Raw genomic sequence first — 23328 nt, 5'->3', positions numbered from 1 at the left:
GTAACGGGATGTGAGATACGAAAAGCAAAGCCAAAGAAGGTTCGCTACTCGTTTACTCGAATCCAGTAACTGCTCTTCTCTTTAAGCTCTTCGAATCTCGTTTACTCGCATCCCGAATCTGCTCTACCAAGATCACAATTTTTCCCTTTCCCCCCTTGGGATCTTTCACATCGCCCCAACATACTCTTTAACCCATGCCAATCGTGGCAACTATCATATTAAATGGAAATTATCAGGAGATACGACCGATGAATATCCGTCCTCTACACGACCGAGTTATCGTTGAGCGCCAAGAAGTTGAATCTAAATCTGCTGGTGGCATCGTTCTAACTGGTTCTGCCGCTGAAAAATCTACTCGCGGTGTCATTCTAGCTGTTGGCAAAGGCCGCATTCTAGAAAACGGTTCAGTACAACCATTGGACGTTAAAGTTGGCGACACTGTTATCTTTGCTGAAGGCTACGGCACTAAGTCTGAAAAAATCGACGGCAAAGAAGTTCTGATCATGTCTGAAAACGACATCATGGCGATCGTTGAGTAATCCGACCCATAACATTGAACTGATTGAACAAAGAATTTAAAGGAAATAAAGATGGCTGCTAAAGACGTTAAATTTGGTAACGACGCACGTATTAAAATGCTAGAAGGTGTAAACGTTCTGGCTGACGCTGTAAAAGTAACGCTAGGCCCTAAAGGCCGTAACGTTGTACTAGACAAATCATTTGGCGCACCAACGATCACTAAAGATGGTGTTTCTGTTGCACGTGAAATCGAACTTGAAGACAAGTTCCAAAACATGGGCGCGCAAATGGTTAAAGAAGTGGCTTCGCAAGCGAATGACGCAGCGGGCGACGGTACGACTACGGCAACTGTTCTTGCTCAAGCTATCATCACTGAAGGCCTAAAAGCCGTTGCTGCTGGCATGAACCCAATGGATCTTAAGCGCGGCATCGACAAAGCCGTTGTTGCAGCAGTTGAAGAGCTAAAAGGCCTTTCTGTTCCATGTGCAGATACCAAAGCTATCGCACAAGTAGGTACTATCTCTGCAAACTCTGACGCGACAGTAGGTAACATCATTGCTGAAGCGATGGAAAAAGTAGGCCGTGATGGTGTTATCACCGTTGAAGAAGGTCAGGCTCTACAAGACGAGCTAGACGTAGTTGAAGGTATGCAGTTTGACCGCGGTTACCTATCTCCTTACTTCATCAACAACCAAGAAGCAGGTTCTGTTGATCTAGAAAGCCCATTCATCCTTCTAATCGACAAGAAAGTTTCAAATATCCGTGAACTTCTTCCGACTCTAGAAGCGGTTGCTAAGGCATCTCGTCCACTTCTGATCATCGCTGAAGATGTAGAAGGCGAAGCGCTAGCAACTCTTGTTGTGAACAACATGCGTGGCATCGTGAAAGTGGCTGCTGTTAAAGCGCCTGGTTTCGGTGACCGTCGTAAAGCGATGCTTCAAGACATCGCTATCCTAACGGGTGGTACGGTTATCTCTGAAGAGATCGGCCTAGACCTTGAGAAAGTAACGCTAGAAGACCTAGGTCAAGCTAAGCGCGTAACGATCACTAAAGAAAACTCTACTATCATCGATGGTGCGGGTGAAGAGACAATGATCCAAGGTCGTGTTTCTCAAATCCGTCAACAAATCGAAGATGCAACGTCTGACTACGACAAAGAGAAACTTCAAGAGCGCGTAGCTAAGCTAGCTGGCGGTGTTGCAGTAATCAAAGTTGGCGCTGCGACTGAAGTTGAAATGAAAGAGAAGAAAGACCGCGTAGAAGACGCACTTCACGCAACTCGCGCTGCTGTTGAAGAAGGTGTGGTTGCTGGTGGTGGTGTTGCACTTATCCGCGCTGCATCTAAAGTTGCTGGCCTTGAAGGCGACAACGAAGAGCAAAACGTAGGTATCCGTGTTGCACTACGTGCAATGGAAGCACCTATCCGTCAAATCACTAAGAACGCGGGTGACGAAGAATCAGTAGTTGCTAACAATGTTCGTGCTGGCGAAGGTAACTACGGTTACAACGCGGCGACTGGCGAATACGGCGATATGATTGCTATGGGTATCCTAGATCCAACTAAGGTTACTCGTTCTGCGCTACAGTTCGCTGCATCAGTTGCTGGTCTTATGATCACAACAGAAGCGATGATCACAGACAAGCCTCAAGATGCGTCTGCTGCTATGCCTGATATGGGTGGCATGGGCGGTATGGGTGGCATGGGCGGTATGATGTAATCATCTCCCTTTCTCGTAACAGAGAGAGCCATACATAAGCTTTAGAAAACGGAAACCTCGGTCTCCGTTTTTTTTTGCTTTTCGCATCTCGTCACCCGTATCTCTCATCTGCTCTCAATCTTTTCGAATCTCGTTTACGCGAATCCCGCATCTGCTTTTAATCAGTGGTCACCCAGCCTCGTGTGTAAACTGTTGTGCGTCAATTTTTTGCAGCATCATGTCACGCTTAAATGGCTTTGGAAGATAATCATCCATGCCACATTCAAAGCAACGTTTAATATCATCATCGAGCACTGAAGCTGTTAAAGCAAGAATATGCGTTGCCTGAAGCTGCAGGCTTTCTTCATAGCGCCTGATTTGCTCCGTTGCTTCAAAGCCATCGACATTCGGCATCATGCAGTCCATCAAAACAAGGCCGATTTCTTGATGATGCTCTCGATATAAATCAATGGCTTGTTGTCCATCATTAGCAATCCAATACTCAATTCCTAGCTTATCTAAATTGATACATACCACCTTCTGGTTCACGCGGTTATCTTCAACCACGAGTACTTTTTGACGTCCGCTCCCTTCTACTGGTTTTGACTGAGGCGGCGGCACCCTTTCAAGTAATGAGTTCATCATGCTGCTTAAGCGGGAACCGAGCATAGGAAGAGTGACATAACCTGAGACAAAATCGCACTCCTTCACCGGCTCACTAAGGTTATTTTTCACCATGATGATTTTCACCTCTGGTGCTTGGTGGTGTAGTGCTTTAGCTTGATTAATATCTTCTGTAAAAGCGATATCTGGGATGCCACCTGACGCCAAATTTGCTTCAATTGATTTTAGTTTTGGTGAGTAACCAAAGCGGAACAAATCATCGAGTAAAAGCTTCGATGGGGCATCTGAATAATAGACAACGGTCTGTTTACGCTTTTTAGTTTCAGAATGTTCTGATTGCATCACCGTTAATTGGAAACGGAAGCAACTGCCTACGCCTTTCTCTGACTCAACATCTATCGAGCCTCCCATTATCTCCACCATACGTGACGAAATACTAAGTCCTAACCCCGTGCCCACAATATTAGAGGGGCTATTGGTGTATTCTTGGCAAAACTCTTTGAAAATGTGTTCTTGCTGATCTTTTGCAATACCAATACCAGTATCTCGAACGGAAAACTCGATCACATACTCTTTTTCTAATGATGCAAGCCGTTGAGCCGCGAATACGATTGAGCCTTGCTCTGTAAATTTGATCGCATTTGAAGCAAAGTTCATCAACACTTGGCGAACTTTATTCTCATCAACATGAATGTACTCTGGAAGCTCGTCATCAACCTCAACTTCCAGCTTAATCTGCTTTTGATAAGCTTTAGAGGAGATCAAAGTCGCGCTGTCAAATAGCAGCTCTCTTAAGTCTGTCGTATGTGGATTAATTTCCAGTTTGCCTGATTCTATTTTGGATAGGTCGAGAATATCGTTGATCAACATAAGTAAGGCTTGAGAAGAGGTGTTGATCGTTCCAAGGCAGTCTTTCTGTTCTGGCGATAACTTAGTTTCTGCCAGAATTTCTGACATACCAATAACACCATTAAGCGGTGTTCGTATCTCATGAGACATATTGGCAAGAAAGGCACTTTTGGCACGATTAGCCTGTCGCTCTTTCTCTTGTGAAACAATTAACTGAGTTTCGAGGTGACTGGCACGCCACACAACATAGAACAGCACCAGTAAAGTCACCCCTCCTAATGTGGCTGTTGATATATATCGGTACCACTTTACCTGTATCAGGTTCTCTGCGATTCGCTTAGGTGTTTCGGTGAACAGCAAGTTGAGTTCATCTTCAACATGATAAATGCTGCTCGTGAGCTCTCCTTTCAAACCGCTGTCAGAACTATACCCTACACTCTTTAACCCCCGCTGCAATCGCCAAAAATGGCGTTTAAAATTATTAAACGAAGCCAGTGCAGTAATCGTTCGGGTATTCTCTTCGACTTCATATTGGATTTTGAACAATGAATCGACAATCTGATCTAATGTTTTCTGCTCAAAGCCAGTGAAAAACTGATACATGAGATCTTGCGTATCTATAAACAGTTCTTCAAGCCGCTTGTTATTTGCTTTATGTACGAAGCGCTCAAGTGTCAACGCTGCGTTCTTAAGCTTCTCTATGAGCCCAATTTGGTCCCCCTGACCATGCATGCTGACTAACTCAAGGGCTAATAATGAAAAGGCTGTGTGGTACTCATCGAGATGCTCGATAACTTTGGCGTAATTAAAAGAAATATTTAGGTCGCTTCGTACGATTTTTCCATCGATCTCAGCCAGTTTTTCGATTAGCTGACTTCGCTTTCTATCGAGAAGCTCATGAGTTTCTGGTTGCCTTGTAGAAATAAATTGTTGTTCCTGCCGCCTGACAGAGAGCATAACGCTATAGGCTTGTGAAAGGCTAAGCTGGAGATCAATCATGTCCTGCTCTTTGTTCTTCAGGACATAACTAGCATAGAGATAAAGGCACAGAAACAGCACTATAGCTAAAGAGCCACGCGAAATAATTGCTTTTATGGTCTGTTTATTCGCAGTTTCCTTAATCACTATACTTACCATGCTCTATGCGTTTCATATGTTTGTGTCCCTGTCATTAAAACTTAGTTTATTTTGAGGATTTAACGAACATTAGTTTTTGAATAACAGAGGTCTGTTGAGCTTTCGTCATTAAATTTTTTAGGATGACATCGCTTTAGATGCAGCAATGAGTGTGTGGGCTACAAGCTTGTGAAGCATGTTAATTTTCTTGCCTAGATTCTTATTTGGAATAACAAGCGCTAGAGCGGAGGTTTCGGTCTCCGTTTTTTTTTGCTTTTCGTATCTCGTTCACTCGAATCCCGCATCTGCTTTTTACCATTGCTCTTTATGATTTAGCGGCTTATATTCAACAGTACAGTTATGACATTGGTCTAACATGGATAGCTGTTGAATAAAGGATAATAAATGCTTGATTGAAAATGGATTAATCAAGTCAACAATAAGTCAGTGGAGACTCCCCAATGAAAAAACTACTTTCAGTACTTGCTGTGTCGGCAGCAGTAATGGCACCAGCGGCATTCGCTTCTTCGCCTGTTATGTTTTCAACGATCAACGGCTTCAACGCACCTGATTCAGATGCGGTTGGCGGTGTACGTTTAGCTCTGCTTCACGGACAAGTAAACGACCTTAAAGGTGTTGATCTTGCGGTTGTTGGTATGTCTGAGACGCAAACAACAACAGGTGTGAACCTGGGTATCTTCGGTGCATCAAAAGTGAACCAAGAAATGACCGGCGCATCTCTAGGTTTCTTCAACTGGAACACAGGTAAAACAACGGGTGTTAACCTTGGTGCAGTGAACATTACCAATGATGTAAAAGGCGCGAACGTGAGTTTCGTCAACTACTCAGAAGGTAACACTATGGTTGATGTTGGCGCTGCGAACCTTTCAGAAGTGTCGACGGTTCAGGTTGGTATCTTCAACAAAACCAACAAAATTGAAGGTGTACAAGTTGGCCTGATCAACTGTGCTGATAACGGTTTCTTCCCGTGCTTCCCGATTGTAAACTTCGCTAAATAAAGCGGTCGTTTAGCCTTTGCTTCTGCGATTGGCGAGCAATTTTTCGTTAGCGCATTCGCTTTTAGTTAAGCATTAGAATTTAAAGGCTAAGCCTATCAACGCCTAAACTCTTTGTTTAGGCGTCATTACGTTCAATTCCATTTCTGACCCACACTCCCCCAAATTGCTTGATAAGCATGTTGTTTTATATTTATTGTTGCGATGTTCTAATTTATAGGTACAATGTGCGATAAATTCTCAATGATGATTTATATGCTTTGATTAACCACCATACCATCGATTTTAAAAAGGCTTTTTTAAGTCTGACCGCCAGTTTTTTAGTAGTTTTGAGCTTGTTGCTCGTTGATTCAGCGGAAGAATCAGATAAACAGTATGGAATCGAAAACCAAGGCGTGACACGCTCTTTAGCGGAGCTCACACAGATCATAAATGCGCTTGAGTACAACATCACTGCGCTTTATCCACTACATGGGGATACCTACGTATTCTCGCATGACAAAAAGATTGAAGGTGAGACGTGCTACTTCACTAGTGAGGAGCAGCATGCCCCTCGTTTTGATTTTATGTTCTCTGGCCCTCGCGAGATGTGTAACCCGAAATCGGACCTTTATACTGAAGCGGGTAAGCGTTTGTTTATTGCGCCTACCATGGCCTATTTCGCCAATACCATTGATACCATCTCAGCGATCTACTTCATCTCGAAAGAGAAGTTTATTATCTCTTCCCCCTCTGATATTGCCCAATATATGAAAGGTGATACGTTCGACTCTGTCGTAAATAGCCGACCATATTGGATCAATACGGTTCGCTTTGGCCTATCGCAAGGCAAAGACCAAGTGGTGTATACCGGCCAATACGATGATTATCTGACAGGTCAAAAAGTGGTGACCTTAACCAAAGGGATTTACGTTAATGGTGAGTTTAAAGGGGTATTGGGTGTCGATGGCTATGTCTCTAACCTAGTATCAAACCCTACCCATGGCTATAAAGTCACAAGTACGCGAGGCGCAAACAAATACGGCTTTATGGACTTTACCTATTCTAAGCCTCTGTATGTTGATGGCATAAACACCCAGTTATACCTGAGTATTGAAGAAGATAAGAGCGAGCACTTTCTACATGTATTGGAGATGGAGAAGATTCAGCTTTCGATACTGTTGGTTTTGTATCTGCTTTCGGTTTTATGGCTATGGCGCTTTTACACAAAACAAGAACACCAGCGTTTGAATAACCTAGCAATGCGCGACCCATTAACGGGCTTACTGAATCGCCGAGGCTTTGAAGCTAAATTGTTAGCACAAGAAGAAGCACCGATTATTGGCTTCGGTGTGTTTGATATTGACGACTTTAAAGAGGTGAATGACCGCTATGGGCACAAGATCGGAGACGAAGTGATCTGTCATGTTGCTCAACTGATGATGAACAGCGTTAGACAGCAAGATATCGTCGCGAGATTTGGTGGCGAGGAGTTTGTTGTCGCGATTACGGGGGAATCGTCTGAGTTGCTTTCATCAATCTTTGAGCGAATTCAAAACGACATTAGTCTGCAAAGCTATCGGTGTCCCACAGGAGACAAGGTTAGGATTTCTGTGTCTGGTGGCGCGACACTTTACTCCCTGTACAAGTTCGACAGTGTAGGGCACTTATGGGAAAACCAGAGTATTCGTTCGTCGGATGAGCAGCTTTATAAGGCAAAGGCTGCGGGTAAGAATCAAGTGTGTATTCGTGTTTATTAATTAGTCGGATACACAAAGGCCTAGTCGTGTGACTAGGCCTTTTTAATGTCTGTCTCAGGTTGACGTCACTTCTTCACGCGACCTTTTCGCATCCATTTTTGGTGCACACCGCGGCGTAGGCTTTGGAAGCTGTTTTCTACTTTATCGACACCAAGCAGAATCACTAGTGCCAACAGCGTGATAATCACGGACTGTGAAAGGTGACCAAGGGCGATCATCATACCTAATGCAGCGAGCACCCAGATAATTGCGGCCGAGGTTACACCGTGAATCTTGCCGTCGAGAGTCATCATGACACCCGCACCAAGGAAACCCACCCCAGTAATGATCTGGCCAAGCACACGAGCTTGATCGAGCGTGTTAGGGGAAAGGCTAATCGCCATAGTAAGGAAGAAATAGGTACCGCTGATGATCAGAATTGATGTCCTGATCCCGACCGGTTTGCCGCGTGTTTGCCTTTCGATGCCGATTAACGAACCACACAGCATGCATACTGCAAGGCCTGCCCAGCTAAAGGGGGCAAGGTTGAGAGTTTGTTCTATAAATTGTGTCATATCACCCCTCCTAAAAATTTAGAATAGAGCCGAGTATGCTAATAATAGACCGGACGATCGAACAAAAACTTTTTGTCTTAACGATTGATAAAGGTGGCTTAAAGTCTAGCAGCCATCTGTTGTTAAGGTGAAGACCGGTGTCGTGGTCTCAGTCGCTTCTTGATACTCAAGACGATAAGAAGCGACCATTGTTCGAGATAGAGTTATTCAATGTGCAGATCGAGTGGCGTCTTGCTGCTGCGTCCACCAATCTCACGAGTTAGCTTAGGCACCAAGTAGCCAGAAACCTCAGAGATTAACCCCTTAAAATGATGCTTCGCTTCTTCATCAGAAATATAGAAATGAGCAGCGCCCTGAACTTTATCAAGTACATGCATATAGTAAGGTAAAACACCCGCATCGAATAGCCTTTCACTTAAATTTTTCAATGAGTTAGCGCTGTTATTAACCCCTTTAAGCATCACACCTTGGTTTAGCAGGGTCACGCCACTTTGCTTCAACTTATGGAAGGCTTGCTTAAGTTCTAAGTTGATTTCATTGGCATGATTAATATGGCTCACCATCACCACGTTGAGACGAGTCTGAGCTAACAACTGGCACAGTTCATCTGTCACTCGAGCAGGGATTACAACTGGTAATCGGCTATGGATTCGAACGGTTTTTATATGAGGGATTTGTTCGATGGCGTGAATCAACCATTCGAGTTCGTTGTCTTTGGCCATCAAAGGATCACCACCGGACAAGATGACCTCGTTGATCTCTGGGTGCGCAGACACATAGTCGAGGCTAGTTTGCCAAACAGACTTTGAGCCTTTGTTATCTTGGTACGGAAAGTGACGGCGGAAGCAGTAGCGGCAGTTAATCGCACAGCCACCTTTCACAATCATCAATGCACGGTTTTTGTATTTGTGTAGCAACCCAGGAATCGCGTTTTCTTGCTCTTCCAGTGGATCGGCTGAATAACCTGGATGAACCTCAAACTCTTCGCTGAGCGGTAAAACCTGTCGCAGCAAAGGGTCGTGTGGGTTGCCTTTTTCCATTCGGTCGACAAAGCTAAGAGGAACCCGCAGCGCAAATAACTCACGTGCAGCAAAGCCTGCTTGCCACGGTGTTGGGTCTATTTCCAATGCCTCAAGCAATTTTGTCGGGTCAGAGATCGCATTCGATAGTTGTTTGAGCCAGTTTTGCTCAACAGATTCGACTTTTCGGGTTATGATATGCGGCATTGAAATTAACTCAAAGATGTGGAAGAGAAAATCATGGCGTCAGTAAGCACCAATGAATTCAAAGGCGGTTTAAAATTCATGATGGATAACGAGCCTTGCTCAATTATCGAAAATGAATACGTTAAGCCAGGTAAAGGCCAAGCGTTTAACCGTGTTAAACTTCGTAAACTGCTGTCAGGCAAAGTGTTAGAGAAAACATTTAAGTCAGGCGATACAGTAGAACTAGCGGACGTTGTAGACGTTGAACTAGGCTACCTATACAGCGATGGCGAATTCTACCACTTCATGAACAATGAAACATTCGAGCAAATCGCTGCTGAAGTAAAAGCAGTTGGCGATACAGCGAAATGGTTAGTTGAAAACGACGTATGTACTCTAACGTTGTGGAATGATAACCCTATCACAGTAACTCCACCAAACTTTGTTGAGATCGCAGTAACAGAAACCGATCCTGGCCTGAAAGGCGACACGCAAGGTACTGGCGGTAAGCCTGCAACTCTAGCAACAGGCGCGGTAGTTCGCGTTCCTCTATTCATCGCTATCGGTGAAGTTGTTAAAGTTGATACTCGTACTGGCGAATACGTTGGTCGTGTGAAGTAATTTACTTCAAGTATCTGAAAAAGGTCGCTTAGGCGGCCTTTTTTTGTATATCAAGATCAGGAAAGAGCAGATAAGAGTAAACGAGATACGGGATGCGAAGACCTGGAAGAGCAAGAGCGGGTGATATTCGACAAGCAACAAAAAAGCAGAACAAGATAACTTGTTCTGCTTTTAGTCTTTTCGCTCTTAAGCTTTTCGAATCTCGATTACTCGAATCCCGAATCTGCTCTTAGTTGTTAGATCATAAAGATGAAAATAACAGATAGCGCGCTGATTAGGCCTGCGAAGAAGTAGCAGCCCACTTTACCTGCAACACCGACGTGGAACTTAAGGTCGTGCATGCCGTGGTGAAGACGGTGCATAGCGTGCCACATTGGCAGTGCCAGTGTACCGATGATGAATAGCGCACCGATAATGCTGGTTGCGAACTCAGACACACGCTCGTAGCTCATTGCGTCCGCATCGATAATGCCCATTGGCACTAAGATACCTAACACTAAAATCGTGATCGGAGTGATCATCGCGAACCAAGTACCGCCAGCGCCGAATAGGCCCCACCAGATTGGCTCATCAGAGCGTTTAGGGTTTTGATTGACAGACTTAAGGTGGTTAACAGGTTTTACTTTGTAATTTGTGTTCATAACGAAAGCTCCTTACACCACAACAAGAACGATTAAAGAAATAAAAGCCACCGCTGCCCACTGGGTCAGTACGATGATTCTCTTATCGACCAATTTGCCTTTAAGGCGAATTGGCATTACTTGAGGCATCATGCTGAAGAAGGTTTGAGCGTGCATTAAGCTACCTAGCAGTGCCACGATATTAATACCGACAACGATAGGGTTAGCCATAAAGCTCAACCAACCAGCCCACGCTTCAGGGCCTTTCACAAGCGCACCCAAACCGAAGGTTAGGAACACAGTGAACAGAATCAAAGGCAGTACAGTCGCTTCACGTAGCATGTAGAAGCGGTAGAACGGATGGTTGCTCCACCACGTTCTCTTCATCTCACGAACATAAGGCTTACGATTGCTCATCTTATGCCTCCTCTGTAGTTTTTACTTGGTTCTTGCTAACTGATGTACCATCTGGTTTGAACATCGAGATAACGAAGTCCATTGAAGACTCAACTTTGCCTTGGTTTACCGCAGCCGCTGGGTCTACTTTCTTCGGACATACTTCAGAACAGTAACCAACGAACGTACAGCCCCAAGCGCCGTTTTCACCATTGATAAGCTTCATGCGCTCATCTTTACCGTTGTCACGGCTATCTAGGTTGTAACGGTGAGCAAGAGTCAGTGCCGCAGGGCCGATGAACTCAGGGTTTAGACCGAATTGAGGACATGCTGCGTAGCACAGACCACAGTTGATGCAGCCAGCGAACTGTTTGTATTTCGCCATTTGCTCTGGAGTCTGGATGTTAGTGCCGTCTTCAGGTTTACGATCGTTACCAATGATGTATGGTTTGATCGCTTCAAGGCGCTCGATGAACGGCGTCATATCGACAATCAAATCTTTCTCGATTGGGAAGTTAGCTAATGGCTCGATAGTCAGGCCGTTCGGGTAGTCACGTAAGAAGCTCTTACACGCTAGCTTTGGCACGCCATCAACCATGATGCCGCAAGAGCCACAGATCGCCATACGACAAGACCAACGGTAAGACAGGTCTTTATCTTGGTAGTCTTTGATGTAGCCAATCGCGTCAAGTACTGACATGGTTTCATCGAATGGGACTTCGAAAGTCTGCATGTAAGGTTCTGCATCTTTCTCTGGGTCGTAGCGCAGAATGTCTACTTTTTGGATACGGTTCGCTGACATTATGCTTGCTCCTCTTCGCTCTTCTTCGCATTCTCTTCTGCTGCTTTTTCAGCGGCAGCGGCTTTCTCTGCTGCTTCACCGTATAGGCGAGCTTTAGGTTGAGATTTCGTAATCTTAACGCCGCTGTAGTCGATGGTTGGTGCTGCATCTTCGTTGTAGAACGATAGAGAGTGTTTCAGGAAGTTCACGTCATCACGTTCTGTGCAGTTGTCGTCTAGACGTTGGTGTGCACCGCGAGACTCTTTACGAAGAATCGCTGAGTGAACCATCGCTTCGGCAACTTCTAGGCCGTAACCCACTTCGATAGCGTAAAGTAGGTCGGTGTTGAACACTTTACCTTTGTCTTTAATGCTGATCTTCTTGTAACGAGCTTTCAGTTCAGTGATTTTGTCGATGGTTTCTTGCATCAAGTCTTCTTGACGGTAGATACCACAACCCGCTTCCATGGTGTGACCCATTTCAGTACGGATATCAGCCCAGTTCTCGTCGCCTTCTTGAGCCAAGATGCCAGCGATGCGATCTTCAACCGCTTTCACTTGCTTAGCGATAGACTCTTCGTTCCAGCCTTTGAATTCAGCAGCGCGTTTCACTGCTTCTTCACCAGCTACGCGGCCAAATACTACGAACTCAGCCAGAGAGTTAGAACCTAGGCGGTTTGCACCGTGCAGACCAACTGAAGCACATTCACCAACAGCGAATAGACCTTTAATGCGAGTTTCACAGGTACCGTTAGTTTCAATACCACCCATGGTGTAGTGAACGGTCGGGCGAATTGGGATTGGCTCTTTTGCTGGGTCGACGTTTACGTACGCTTTTGCTAGCTCACAGATAAACGGTAGACGCTCTTGCAGGTACTCTTCACCAAGGTGGCGAAGGTCAAGGTGTACGACATCACCAAGAGGGTGCTTGATGGTGTTGCCTTTTTGCTGCTCGTGCCAGAATGCTTGAGAAACTTTGTCACGAGGACCCAGTTCCATGTATTTGTTCTTCGGCTCGCCCACTGGAGTTTCAGGGCCCATGCCGTAATCTTGTAGGTAACGGTAGCCGTTCTTGTTAACGATAATACCGCCTTCACCACGACAACCTTCAGTCATCAAGATGCCAGTACCTGGTAGACCTGTTGGGTGGTATTGAACGAACTCCATATCACGCAGTGGTACACCGTGGCGATAAGCCATTGCCATACCGTCGCCCGTTACGATGCCGCCGTTGGTATTACAGTGGTACACACGACCTGCGCCACCTGTTGCTAGAACAACAGACTTCGCTTTGATGGTAACAAGCTCACCTTCAGACATGTGAATCGCGATTAGGCCTTGAATTTCGCCTTCCTCAACGAGCAAATCCACCACAAAGTACTCATCAAATCGTTTGATTTGGTCGTACTTCATCGAAGTCTGGAACAGAGTATGAAGCATGTGGAAGCCGGTTTTATCCGCAGCGAACCACGTTCTTTCTACCTTCATACCGCCGAATCGGCGTACGTTTACTTCACCGTTTTCTTTACGACTCCATGGGCAGCCCCATTGTTCCATTTGGATCATTTCGCGAGTCGCGTTTTCAACAAAGTATTCAACAACATCCTGTTCACATAGCCAGTCGCCGCCGCCAACAGTATCGTTGAAGTGGTTATCTAAGCTATCTTCGTCTTTGATTACCGCTGCTGAACCGCCCTCTGCCGCTACCGTGTGCGAACGCATTGGGTAAACTTTAGAAATCAGTGCTACTTCCAGTTCAGGATTAGCTTCAGCTGCTGCAATTGCTGTACGAAGACCAGCGCCGCCTGCGCCGATGACTGCGATATCTGTGGTAATTGTCTTCACAGTTATTCTCCAGTGTGATGCGGAGTATTCCGCTTGTTATTATAAAAAGCCTATTTAGGAGGTTCTAAATCGTAGGAATCGTTTATCACCCCTAAGCCTTAAGTGGTAGGTTCAGTGTAAGAGAGGAAGGTATTCGAAAAGTTGATGCATTTGGGTTTTTAGGTCGGTAATGCATATGGAGGCATAGAAATTATAGGTTATGTGACTGCAATCACGGCAATGAATTGTTGATAACGATTCACCCACAAGGCTTGTGTTAACGGCTTGTTGAGTATGATTTTTGTTATCAATATTGAGGGCGGTGAAATATGAGTAATTGTATTGTAGAACGTGATTTTCTGGCTTCATGCAAACAGCACGCTGGTTTAATTAATCCAAAGATAGAAGCTTACAAAAGCAGCGAAAAGTGATAATTTCCGTCGCCTAGAATTCAGTAATATGGAACATAGTAATGCACTCTACATGGCAACCGGCCGCAACCATTCAACAGTTAAAGCAACGTGCTGATATCCTTAATCAAATTCGTCAGTTCTTCGCTGATCGAAACGTGATGGAAGTGGACACGCCTGCGATGAGCCACGCGACGGTAACGGACGTGCATTTACATACTTTCAAAACTGAATTCGTAGGGCCGGGTTATGCGCACGGTCAGCCTCTATTCTTTATGACTAGCCCTGAGTTTCATATGAAACGTCTATTGGCAGCGGGCAGTGGCTGTATTTATCAAATTTGTAAGTCGTTTCGTAATGAAGAGAACGGTCGTTACCACAACCCAGAGTTCACTATGCTGGAGTGGTATCGCGTTGGTTTTGATCACCATGACTTGATGGATGAGATGGATCGGCTGTTACAGCAAATCCTTAAGTCGGGCCCAGCACAAAGAATGACTTACCAACAAGCCTTTGTTGATGTGTTGGGTGTGTGTCCATTGGAAGATTCTATGGATACGTTAAAGCAAGCGGCGGCAAAGCTTGGACTCAGCGACATTGCTGACCCTGAACAAGATCGCGATACCTTACTTCAACTGCTGTTCAGTGTAGGTGTTGAAGAAAAGATTGGTCAAACAGTACCAGCGTTTGTTTATGATTTCCCTGCTTCACAAGCGGCATTAGCTAAGATTAACCCCGAGGATTCACGCGTAGCCGATCGCTTTGAGGTGTATTTCAAAGGCATCGAGCTGGCAAACGGCTTCCATGAGCTGGATAAGCCACAAGAGCAGCTCAAACGCTTTGAAGACGACAATGCCAAACGTATTGAGATGGGCTTATCACCTCAACCGATTGACCATCACTTGATTGAGGCATTAAAAGCGGGCTTACCAGATTGTGCGGGTGTTGCTTTAGGTATTGATCGCCTGATCATGCTGGCTTTGGGTTACGATCACATCGATGACGTGACGGCTTTTCCGTTCCCACGTTCTTAGCTCACGACTCAGTTAGCCTTACTTACTGTTTGGCTAACTGACCAGAATACCAGTGCCGCTATTTGACTAGAATACCAGTCCCAATGACGGCAACAATGGCACCGATCCAAGCATAGGCATTCGGTCTTTGCTTGGTGTACAGCCATAGGATTGGTAACAGCATGATAGGTGTGGTTGAAGATAACAGAGCAACCATGCCGACATTGCCTTCTTGCAATGCATACAAGATCAGCGTCATTCCCACCGCCATCGCTAAAAAGCCGTTCACTGCGGTAATCGTAAATATCTGACCATTCATCGGGTTGATTGCGCGAGAGAGCTTGGCGCCGGTTAAACGAAATGCGGAGTGGGCGACAAAGGCGGAGATCATTCGAATCGCAGAAGCGGCAACTGGGTCGATACTGGTTTGCATCACGGGTTTGGCGATAATGCCGCCTAAGGCTTGACAGATAGCTGCTGTGATCCCGAGGGCAACACCAATCCACACGGTGCCCTTGATGGTTTCGAGTTGGTTGTTGGCTTGGCCTCGACGACCAAAGAATATCGCGGTTAATACACCACTAAACACCAACGCCGAGCCAATCAGCTCAACAGACGTCATGCTTTCGCTAAACAGGAAGTAACCGAGAATCGCTGAGAACACGGCGTGACAAGAGAACAGCAAACCTGCTTGGCGCGGTCCCATTCGATTCAAACAAGCAAATAGGGCGGTATCACCAATGAAGATGCCAATCAGCCCAGATAGCATCATCGGTGTGACTAGGCTAGCTTCGACCGTTGACCAACCACCGGTAAACCAAGCCATACTCGATAAGATGATCGCGGTGCAACCCATACGCCAGCGGCTATAGGCGAAGGAACCCAAGTGCTGAGCAGGCTTTACGGACATTAGGCTCGCAATCGCCCAAAGAAAGGCAGCGGCAAGAGCCAACCATTCGAATCCCATCTGAATAACATCCTTGTGTCTGGGATAAATTAGCTCATTAATATGCATTAAACCAAACTGAGAACAAAGTGATTCTTAATAAAAGAACCGCTTTATTCTCAGCTGTTGGTTTACTCCCGTTTTCCTTTTGTCGTTGATTAGCCTTCGCGACTAGGAGTGCCTTATACCTTGAACCGTTCTACGTCTCGGCGCATCGACTCAGCAGCGTGACTCATTTCATTTGAACTATTACGGCTGCTTTCAGCTTGTTGTGCAAGATCGTCAGAGGCATCTTTGATCCCTTGCGTATTACGACTGATATCTTCGCTTACCGCGCGTTGCTCTTCTGCAGCACTCGCTATTTGCAACGCCATATCGTTGATTTCAGTGATTGCTTGAGTGATTTTAGTCAGGCTGCCGTGAGCTTGTTCTGCGAAGCCAACACTGTTCTCTGCCAGTTGAGTGCTGGTGGTCATGCTTTCAACGGCATGTTCGGTATTCTTCTGCAGCGTATCAATCATCACGCGGATTTCTTCCGTTGAGCCATGCGTTCTTTGGCTTAGCACTCGAACCTCGTCTGCAACAACCGCAAATCCACGGCCTTGTTCTCCCGCACGCGCCGCTTCAATCGCGGCATTCAATGCCAACAGGTTGGTTTGTTCTGCGATGCCTTGAATGGTGGATAGGATCTTGTTGATGCTTTGAGCATTACTTTCTAATTCACGAATAACATTGGCTGCGTCTTCAACTTGAGTCGCGAGGCCAGTAATCGCATCGCGGTTTTGTTGAATAACCTCTTGGCCTTCGTTACAAGCGGTCGCCGAAGCTTGAGAAGCGGAAGCAGTGAGTTCTGCATGGCTCGCCACTTCTGCTGCTGTGGCGGACATCTCATGAATCGCGGTGGCAATTTGGTTGATATCGTTTTGTTGATTCTCAACTCGAATGGAGGATTGGGTCGCCAGTTGATTGGCTTTTTCAGCATGATTGTTTAAATCGTGGCTATGCTCTATGACGCCCTTCAACATGCTTTGCATCTGGCTTAAGAACTGGTTCACAAGCTCGGCCAGTTTGCCTATCTCATCCATACGCGTGATATCAATACGTTGAGTGAGGTCACCTCTACCTTGAGCAAGCTGAGTCAACGCTTCAGACAAGGTTTGTAGTGGAGAAAGCAGTCGGTTGATCACCATTGTGCTCGCAATCGAAATGACGATGTATAAAACCAAAGAGGTTAGGGATATGAATTGAATCGCGTCAGAGACCGCAGAGAAAGCCATTTTCTTATCGATAACAATACCTAACGACCAATCAGTATTCGGGACATTGGCGATGTAGACCAGTTTATCCCCTTGGCCTGGCCAAGTTAGTGTGGTGATCATCTGGTCTTGGATAAGTTGCGACACTTTATTGGTCGTTAGCTCTGGGTTCAAACTTGTCAGTGGCTTTTGGCTGAGTTCTTCATCACTGTAGGCAACGATATTGTTGTTACCATCCACTAAAAATGCAAAGCCATCGTTATCCAGTTTCACATTGAGGACGGTATCGATAATGCTAGTTACGGTTAAATCTGCCGCGAGAACACCTTGCCTTTTACCGTTGAATGCTCTCGCAAAGCTGATAACAATGCTGCCATCGAAATCTTGATACGGTTCGGTAATGATAAGATCGGATGTTGCGTTGGCATCTTTATACCAAGGGCGAGTGCGTGGGTCGTAGCCTGCTGGCCAATCTTCACTTTTGTCGCCATAAGCGATAGTGCCGTCGCTGAATCCTGCATAAACAGACAAGAACTGCCCGGCTTGCTTGGTGATTAATAACTCGCGGTCTGAATTACTGTTGCTTGAAATGGTTGGCTCATTGGCCAGCATCATGTTACTGCGAGTCGACAGCCAATCGGCAATGTAATTGGTTGTTCCTGCACTGACATTCTTCACTTCTTGGTTGATCGCGACTTCAGTTTCTTGAGTCAGTTGATTAACCGATATCCAGGCTTGAGCGCCACTCACGACGGCGATAATGACCGCAATGGCGATCTGAATTTTAAATTTAATAGTATGTCTCAAGGTCTATTCCTCTCTATTAGACAAAAACCTAACTACGGTGACGTACTTGATGGTGAATTGATGTGTCTCTGATGCGTGTATAGTGCCGCTGTCTTAGGCAGAATGAATGTGTTTGAAATCATAAATTCTAAATATATTTACTCTGCTTTTTGTAAAACAGTGAAGTAAAATCACAGTTATTAATTGATTAAAAATCAATTGTTTGTTCTGGTAATCATCCGTGATACAGCGCGAATAGGCGCTAAATTTACATTTAGCGCCTTAGTCTGGAGTAAGGGTGATCGTTGAACGTCTATTAGGTGATGATAAACAACGCGAGGTAAACCATTAGCAAACCGACAATACCTAAGATGATGCCCATCTTCGCCATGTCTTTACTTTCGATAAGTCCAGTCGAGTACGCCAGTGAGTTTGGCGGTGTCGATACTGGCAAAATCATACCAAGTGACGCTGAGAAGGCGACCACAACTAGTAAGCCTTGCAGGCCACCAATTGCAACTAGGCTTTCCATGGATGCGCCAATCGCAGCGGCTATTGGCATCAACAAGTTGGCCGTCGCGGTGTTCGACATGAAGTTCGCCATTAACCAACACACAATGGATAACGTCAGTACCACAGCTGCTGGTGACAGTGACTCATAATCAATCGCGTGTGCAAGTGCCGCAGCTAAACCTGTTTTATCAAGGCCGATACCAATCGCAATACCACCCGCAACTAGCCATAACACATCCCAGTTAATCAGCTTGATTTCTTCTTTGCCCATGATGCCAGTCAAAGTGAAAACAGCCAGTGGAATGATAGAGACCACATAGGTGTTCATGCCGTGCAGTTTGGTGGTCATCCACAATAAGATTGTTGCCGCGAAGGTGATGTAAACCACAATCGCTCGCCAGCTCTTTCTGAATTGCCCGTCGAGCTTGAGCACCATGTTCTTCTGCTTGGAAGGGAAGATTTTCTGAAGAAGGAACCAAGCAATGGTGAGTTGGATGATCACAAAGGGTAAGCCCATCATCATCCAACTGAGGAAGTCGATGGTGTTTTCACCCGTTAGGTATTGCAGCGCGATGGCATTGGGTGGTGTACCGATGGGTGTTGCGATACCACCGGTATTAGCAGCAATTGGAATACATAATACGAGCGCTTTAATCCCCATATCACCTTTTGGTGCAGAAGCTACGATAGGACCGAGCAACGCAAGCATCATGACTGTGGTAGCGGTATTAGACATGAACATCGAGAACACTGCGGTGATCAGCATTAAGCCCAACATAATAAAGCGCGGCTCTGTGCCAAAGGGTTTGAGTAGCACTCGCGCTAAATTGTTGTCGAGTTCGTATTTAGATGCCGATATCGCAAGAGCAAAACCACCCATGAATAGAATGATGATTGGTGATGAAAATGCACCGAAGATGTCGGTATAGTTAATTAACTCACCGAGATCGTGTCCCGCTGGTGGATTTCTAAATAAGTGGAGGCCTTTGTCGGAAATCATCACCAATTCAAGCGCAATGATCAAAATGGAAGTCGCGAATACCGGAACAGGCTCAAGCACCCACAGCAGAGCGGCCAACAAGAATATTGCCAATAAGCGGTGTTGAATCAGCGTAAGATCATCGATTGGTATTGAATCTATCGGCATGAATAGCACGCCTAAGGGAATCGCAAAACAAATCAACAGCTTGACCAGAACGCCAACATTGAGTTTAGGCATGTACAAAGACCCTATGAATAAAATATCTTCAAATAGAGTAAGTTATCTGGATTTTTTGTACTTGGAGACGGGTTGTAAAATCGAAAAGTTGTTTAAGGTTTCGACAGTTGTTTTGTTTTTGGTCAATATTTTTTCTGGGCAATTCGACGTCCGGCTCGTAGGGAACAAGGTTGTCGGTAGTTAGATTGGTTGAAATCTTGAGGAGAAGAGCCTCGAACTAGATAAGAAAAAGGCGCGTTCTTCTCTGAAATAGAAAAAGCAACGCGCCTTTAAAACTGAATGAATTAACTCAATCGTTAAGCTTGGTCAGTACTCTTTGCTGAATCAACAGCTTCAGCCTCAACTTCTTTAGCCGCAATGTGCGCATAAGGAGTACCAAGAACGGTTTTCTCACCATTTAGCATAGTGTCGTCGAACTTGATTGCATCTTTAGCGAACAGGTTGATAACGGTTGAACCAAGCTTAAAGCGACCCATCTCTTCACCTTTCTTCAAGATGATTGCTTTGTCACCTTGTGCTGGGTAATCCCACTTGTAAACCGAGTTACCGCGAGGTGGAGTGATGGTGCCAGCCCATACTTGCTCGATGCTACCTACGATAGTTGCGCCAACCAGCACTTGTGCCATTGGGCCAAATTCCGTATCGAAGATACAAACGACACGCTCGTTACGTGCGAATAGGTTTGGAACGTTCTCAGCCGTTAACGGGTTAACAGAGAAAAGGTCACCCGGAACGTAGATCATCTGACGCAGCGTGCCGTCGCATGGCATGTGCACGCGGTGGTAGTCGCTTGGAGACAGGTAAAGCGTTGCGAACTCACCGTCTTTAAACTCATCCGCTAGCGCAGCATCACCACCCAATAGCTCACGAGCTGAGTAGTTATGGCCTTTCGCTTGAATCAGTTGACCATCAGTAATTGGGCCAAATTGGCTTACACGTGCATCTGCAGGGTGAACAATAACAGAATCACCCTCAGCGATAGGGCGCATGCCTTCTTTCAATTCACGCACGAAGAATTCATTGAATGTTTTAAAGTGTTTTGGGTCGCTATGCAGAGCTTCATCCATGTTCACTTTGTATTGCTTGATGAACCAGTTGATGATCGCTGTCGTTAAGCCGCCCGCTTTAGCAGACGCAAGTTTGCCGACTAGACGAGTCAGTCCATGTTGTGGAATCCAGTACTGCAATCCAACTTTAATCTTATCCATTGTATTAATTTTCCAATGCTAATTGTGTTTCAATTAAATCTGTCGATGACGGTTTAGGGCGCGAGATGTTACTTAAATTCGCGCCAATTGTCAGTAAATGCACACATTTGTTCACAAAAACGCGATTAAAGATCGGCTTTTTTGTTGCGTGAATACTGACGGTTATCTTTGTTGCTCGCCATGCTTTCAATGATGCGGTGGTAGTTGTCGAAACGTAATCGACTGATTTTCCCATTCTCTACCGCTTCGCGCAGGATACAGCCTGGGTCATCGTTGTGTTTACAGTCGCGGAATTTACAACCGCCAAGGTAAGGCTTGAACTCGATGAAGGCTTCCGTGATTTCGTCGGCTTCTAGGTGCCATAGGCCGAATTCACGAACTCCTGGAGAATCAATAAGATCACCGCCAGAAGGGAAGTGGTATAAACGAGCTGCCGTGGTGGTATGCTGGCCAAGACCTGAGTTCTCAGAGACTTCACCTTCTTCAATGTCGAGCGTTGGCATCAATGCGTTCACTAGGCTTGATTTACCCACGCCCGATTGACCAACAAAGATGTTGATACGATCTTTGAGTTCAGCTTCCAGTTCTTTGATGCCGTAGCCAGACTCTTTACTCACGAACATCACTTTGTAGCCGATCTTCTCGTACTCTTTAAGTGTTTCACGGTATTCAGCAACCTGCTCATCAGTCAGCAGGTCGACCTTATTCAGCACAACAAGCGGCGCGATGTTCACTGTTTCTGAAGCGATTAAATAGCGGTCGATAATATTAAGTGATAGCTCTGGTAACACAGCCGATACGATAACCATTTGGTCAACGTTCGCAGCAACCGGCTTTAGGCCATCGTAGTAATCAGGGCGAGTCAGCATTGAAGTTCTCGGTTCAACCGCTTCCACAACGCCAGAAATGCCGGCCATGGATTCTAAGCCTGCGCGCCAAGTCACTCGGTCACCAGAAACTAAAGTCTCGATACTACGGCGTAAGTTACAACGATGAACTTCGTTAGTTTCAAGATCTTCGATATCGGCATGTTGGCCAAAGCGCGTAATTACGAGTCCGCTTTTGGTTCCACCAAGCATGTTCTCATCCCACTGGATAGAATCTTCTTTCTTGAGTCGCTTGTTCTGGTTGCTACGTACTCGACGTACTTGACCTTTGGTTAACTTCTTTTTTTTAGCCACAATTTTTCACTTAACACATCTAACTTGATGATTGGGGACTCAAACTGGATGTTGCTGGTACCACATGATTTCGATGGCCCTAAAGCTAGTTTGAGTATAGTTATTTGGGTATAGTACCTCTTTTACACATAAACAAATAGGCGACGCCTTATGTCCTTTAGCGATCAGAACCTTATTTGGGTTGATCTAGAGATGACAGGACTTGATCCTGAAACTCATAAAATCATTGAAATTGCGACTATCGTTACTGATAGTGAGCTTAACATCCTGGCTGAAGGACCTGTTTTGGCTATTCACCAACCTCAGAGTGAATTGGACAAAATGGATGAGTGGTGCACAACGACGCACACTGGCAGCGGCCTAGTGAAGCGAATTCAAGAGAGCACGGTTTCAGAGCAAGATGCCATCCAACAAACGATTGAGTTTCTTGAAAAATGGGTACCAAAAGGTAAGTCACCGATTTGTGGCAACAGCATTGGTCAAGACCGCCGTTTCCTATACAAACACATGCCTGAGTTGGAAGAGTACTTCCACTACCGTTATGTTGACGTAAGTACTCTGAAAGAGCTGACTCGCCGTTGGAAACCTGAAGTGTTAGATGGTTTTTCTAAGTCGGGAAGTCACCTTGCGTTAGATGATATTCGAGAGTCGATCGCTGAGCTGCAGTACTACCGAAAAACGATTATTAACATCTAGTCAGATAAAATGATCACGTTTGTCTAACTTTTCAGGGACATAAGAGCCAATTTTTTTGCAAATCTGTGTGCTTTTACAGCAGTTGAATAAAAAGTTTCGTAATTTTGCATTAAGGACTTGCATCACAAAAAAATGCTCTTATAATTCGCAGCCCTGAACGGCGAAAGACGTTTTCAGATTGCGATACTAGCTCAGTTGGTAGAGCGCAACCTTGCCAAGGTTGAGGTCATCGGTTCGAACCCGATGTATCGCTCCAATTTGTAGGTTATGGCGAAAGCGGTAATCGAAAGGTGAAACACCTTTTATAATGCGATACTAGCTCAGTTGGTAGAGCGCAACCTTGCCAAGGTTGAGGTCATCGGTTCGAACCCGATGTATCGCTCCAAATTAGCCTTTTAAGGCAAGATTCATCAACTTAATTGATGCATCCGGACGCGGGATGGAGCAGTTTGGTAGCTCGTCGGGCTCATAACCCGAAGGTCGTCGGTTCAAATCCGGCTCCCGCAACCACATTACAGTTAAGCGCTATCTGTTGCCCAA

19 protein-coding genes and 3 tRNA genes are annotated in these 23328 nt (G+C 45.5%); 10 read left to right on the top strand and 12 right to left on the bottom strand.

The annotated features are described in order from the left end of the window. The first annotated feature begins 248 nt into the window (after positions 1-248). Together BCT34_RS17210 and groL are read left to right on the top strand one after the other, a co-directional pair. Positions 249-539 (top strand): co-chaperone GroES, encoded by a 291-nt coding sequence (locus tag BCT34_RS17210; protein WP_004741353.1) that lies wholly within the window; start codon positions 249-251, stop codon positions 537-539. A 51-nt stretch (positions 540-590) separates the two neighbouring features. Then, positions 591-2237, top strand: a complete 1647-nt coding sequence (groL, locus tag BCT34_RS17205; protein WP_076657053.1) for a chaperonin GroEL — start codon at positions 591-593, stop codon at positions 2235-2237. Positions 2238-2405: 168 nt separating this feature from the next. Here the strand turns inward: groL and BCT34_RS17200 are convergent, their stop codons facing one another. Beyond that, entirely contained in the window at positions 2406-4814 is a 2409-nt protein-coding gene (locus BCT34_RS17200; protein WP_076657052.1) for an ATP-binding protein, read from the bottom strand. A gap of 452 nt (positions 4815-5266) precedes the next feature. Between BCT34_RS17200 and BCT34_RS17190 the strand changes: the two genes are divergently transcribed. Next, complete coding sequence (locus BCT34_RS17190) at positions 5267-5824, top strand: hypothetical protein (RefSeq protein WP_017068001.1); 558 nt, start codon at positions 5267-5269, stop codon at positions 5822-5824. A 257-nt stretch (positions 5825-6081) separates the two neighbouring features. After that, on the top strand, positions 6082-7560 hold the full coding sequence (locus BCT34_RS17185; protein WP_076657051.1) for a diguanylate cyclase: 1479 nt from the start codon (positions 6082-6084) through the stop codon (positions 7558-7560). A 65-nt stretch (positions 7561-7625) separates the two neighbouring features. On the opposite strand, the gene BCT34_RS17180 is transcribed toward BCT34_RS17185, so the two are convergent. Further along, positions 7626-8114: an MgtC/SapB family protein gene (locus BCT34_RS17180; protein ID WP_076657050.1), complete on the bottom strand. Its 489-nt coding sequence runs from the start codon at positions 8112-8114 to the stop codon at positions 7626-7628. 203 nt (positions 8115-8317) lie between these two features. Beyond that, positions 8318-9340, bottom strand: a complete 1023-nt coding sequence (epmB, locus tag BCT34_RS17170; protein WP_076657049.1) for an EF-P beta-lysylation protein EpmB — start codon at positions 9338-9340, stop codon at positions 8318-8320. A 33-nt stretch (positions 9341-9373) separates the two neighbouring features. On the opposite strand from epmB, the gene efp reads away from it, so the two are divergent. Further along, a complete protein-coding gene (gene efp / locus BCT34_RS17165) occupies positions 9374-9940 on the top strand; it encodes an elongation factor P (RefSeq protein ID WP_076657048.1) in 567 nt (188 codons plus the stop codon). Positions 9941-10176: 236 nt separating this feature from the next. On the opposite strand, the gene frdD is transcribed toward efp, so the two are convergent. The 4 genes from frdD to frdA are packed head-to-tail and all read right to left on the bottom strand — an operon-like array spanning position 10177 to position 13581. Beyond that, on the bottom strand, positions 10177-10581 hold the full coding sequence (gene frdD / locus BCT34_RS17160) for a fumarate reductase subunit FrdD (protein WP_076657047.1): 405 nt from the start codon (positions 10579-10581) through the stop codon (positions 10177-10179). A gap of 12 nt (positions 10582-10593) precedes the next feature. Then, complete coding sequence (frdC, locus tag BCT34_RS17155) at positions 10594-10977, bottom strand: fumarate reductase subunit FrdC (RefSeq protein ID WP_004741336.1); 384 nt, start codon at positions 10975-10977, stop codon at positions 10594-10596. A gap of 1 nt (position 10978) precedes the next feature. Next, complete coding sequence (locus BCT34_RS17150; protein ID WP_076657046.1) at positions 10979-11758, bottom strand: succinate dehydrogenase/fumarate reductase iron-sulfur subunit; 780 nt, start codon at positions 11756-11758, stop codon at positions 10979-10981. Beyond that, positions 11758-13581, bottom strand: a complete 1824-nt coding sequence (gene frdA, locus BCT34_RS17145) for a fumarate reductase (quinol) flavoprotein subunit (protein ID WP_076657045.1) — start codon at positions 13579-13581, stop codon at positions 11758-11760. Before frdA ends, BCT34_RS17150 begins: the two co-directional genes overlap by 1 nt. Positions 13582-14032: 451 nt before the next feature. Between frdA and epmA the strand changes: the two genes are divergently transcribed. Further along, complete coding sequence (epmA, locus tag BCT34_RS17135; RefSeq protein ID WP_076657043.1) at positions 14033-15004, top strand: elongation factor P--(R)-beta-lysine ligase; 972 nt, start codon at positions 14033-14035, stop codon at positions 15002-15004. A gap of 58 nt (positions 15005-15062) precedes the next feature. On the opposite strand, the gene BCT34_RS17130 is transcribed toward epmA, so the two are convergent. The 5 genes from BCT34_RS17130 to rsgA all read right to left on the bottom strand — a co-directional run bounded on the left by BCT34_RS17130 (position 15063) and on the right by rsgA (position 22092). Then, positions 15063-15950: a DMT family transporter gene (locus BCT34_RS17130; RefSeq protein ID WP_076657042.1), complete on the bottom strand. Its 888-nt coding sequence runs from the start codon at positions 15948-15950 to the stop codon at positions 15063-15065. A gap of 161 nt (positions 15951-16111) precedes the next feature. Beyond that, a complete protein-coding gene (locus BCT34_RS17125) occupies positions 16112-17992 on the bottom strand; it encodes a methyl-accepting chemotaxis protein (protein ID WP_076657041.1) in 1881 nt (626 codons plus the stop codon). A 295-nt stretch (positions 17993-18287) separates the two neighbouring features. After that, positions 18288-19703 carry an SLC13 family permease gene (locus BCT34_RS17120; protein ID WP_076657040.1) on the bottom strand — a complete coding sequence of 472 codons (1416 nt, stop codon included), beginning with the start codon at positions 19701-19703 and terminating at the stop codon, positions 18288-18290. A gap of 296 nt (positions 19704-19999) precedes the next feature. Continuing rightward, positions 20000-20911, bottom strand: coding sequence for an archaetidylserine decarboxylase (gene asd / locus BCT34_RS17110; protein ID WP_076657038.1), 912 nt, complete (start codon positions 20909-20911; stop codon positions 20000-20002). Positions 20912-21036: 125 nt separating this feature from the next. Further along, the gene (gene rsgA / locus BCT34_RS17105; protein ID WP_076657037.1) at positions 21037-22092 is read right to left on the bottom strand and encodes a small ribosomal subunit biogenesis GTPase RsgA; all 1056 of its coding nucleotides are present in this window, start codon (positions 22090-22092) and stop codon (positions 21037-21039) included. 150 nt (positions 22093-22242) lie between these two features. Between rsgA and orn the strand changes: the two genes are divergently transcribed. The 4 genes from orn (at position 22243) to BCT34_RS17085 (ending at position 23298) form a co-directional block, all read left to right on the top strand. Next, positions 22243-22788 carry an oligoribonuclease gene (gene orn, locus BCT34_RS17100; RefSeq protein ID WP_010434065.1) on the top strand — a complete coding sequence of 182 codons (546 nt, stop codon included), beginning with the start codon at positions 22243-22245 and terminating at the stop codon, positions 22786-22788. Positions 22789-22968: 180 nt separating this feature from the next. Further along, a tRNA-Gly gene (locus tag BCT34_RS17095) sits at positions 22969-23044 on the top strand. A 53-nt stretch (positions 23045-23097) separates the two neighbouring features. Beyond that, a tRNA-Gly gene (locus BCT34_RS17090) sits at positions 23098-23173 on the top strand. Between the two features lie 48 nt (positions 23174-23221). Beyond that, a tRNA-Met gene (locus BCT34_RS17085) sits at positions 23222-23298 on the top strand. Positions 23299-23328 lie beyond the last annotated feature (30 nt).

The organism is Vibrio sp. 10N.261.45.E2 (genome assembly GCF_002875705.1).
GTDB lineage: Bacteria > Pseudomonadota > Gammaproteobacteria > Enterobacterales > Vibrionaceae > Vibrio.
This window is presented reverse-complemented; position numbering and strand designations above follow the sequence as displayed.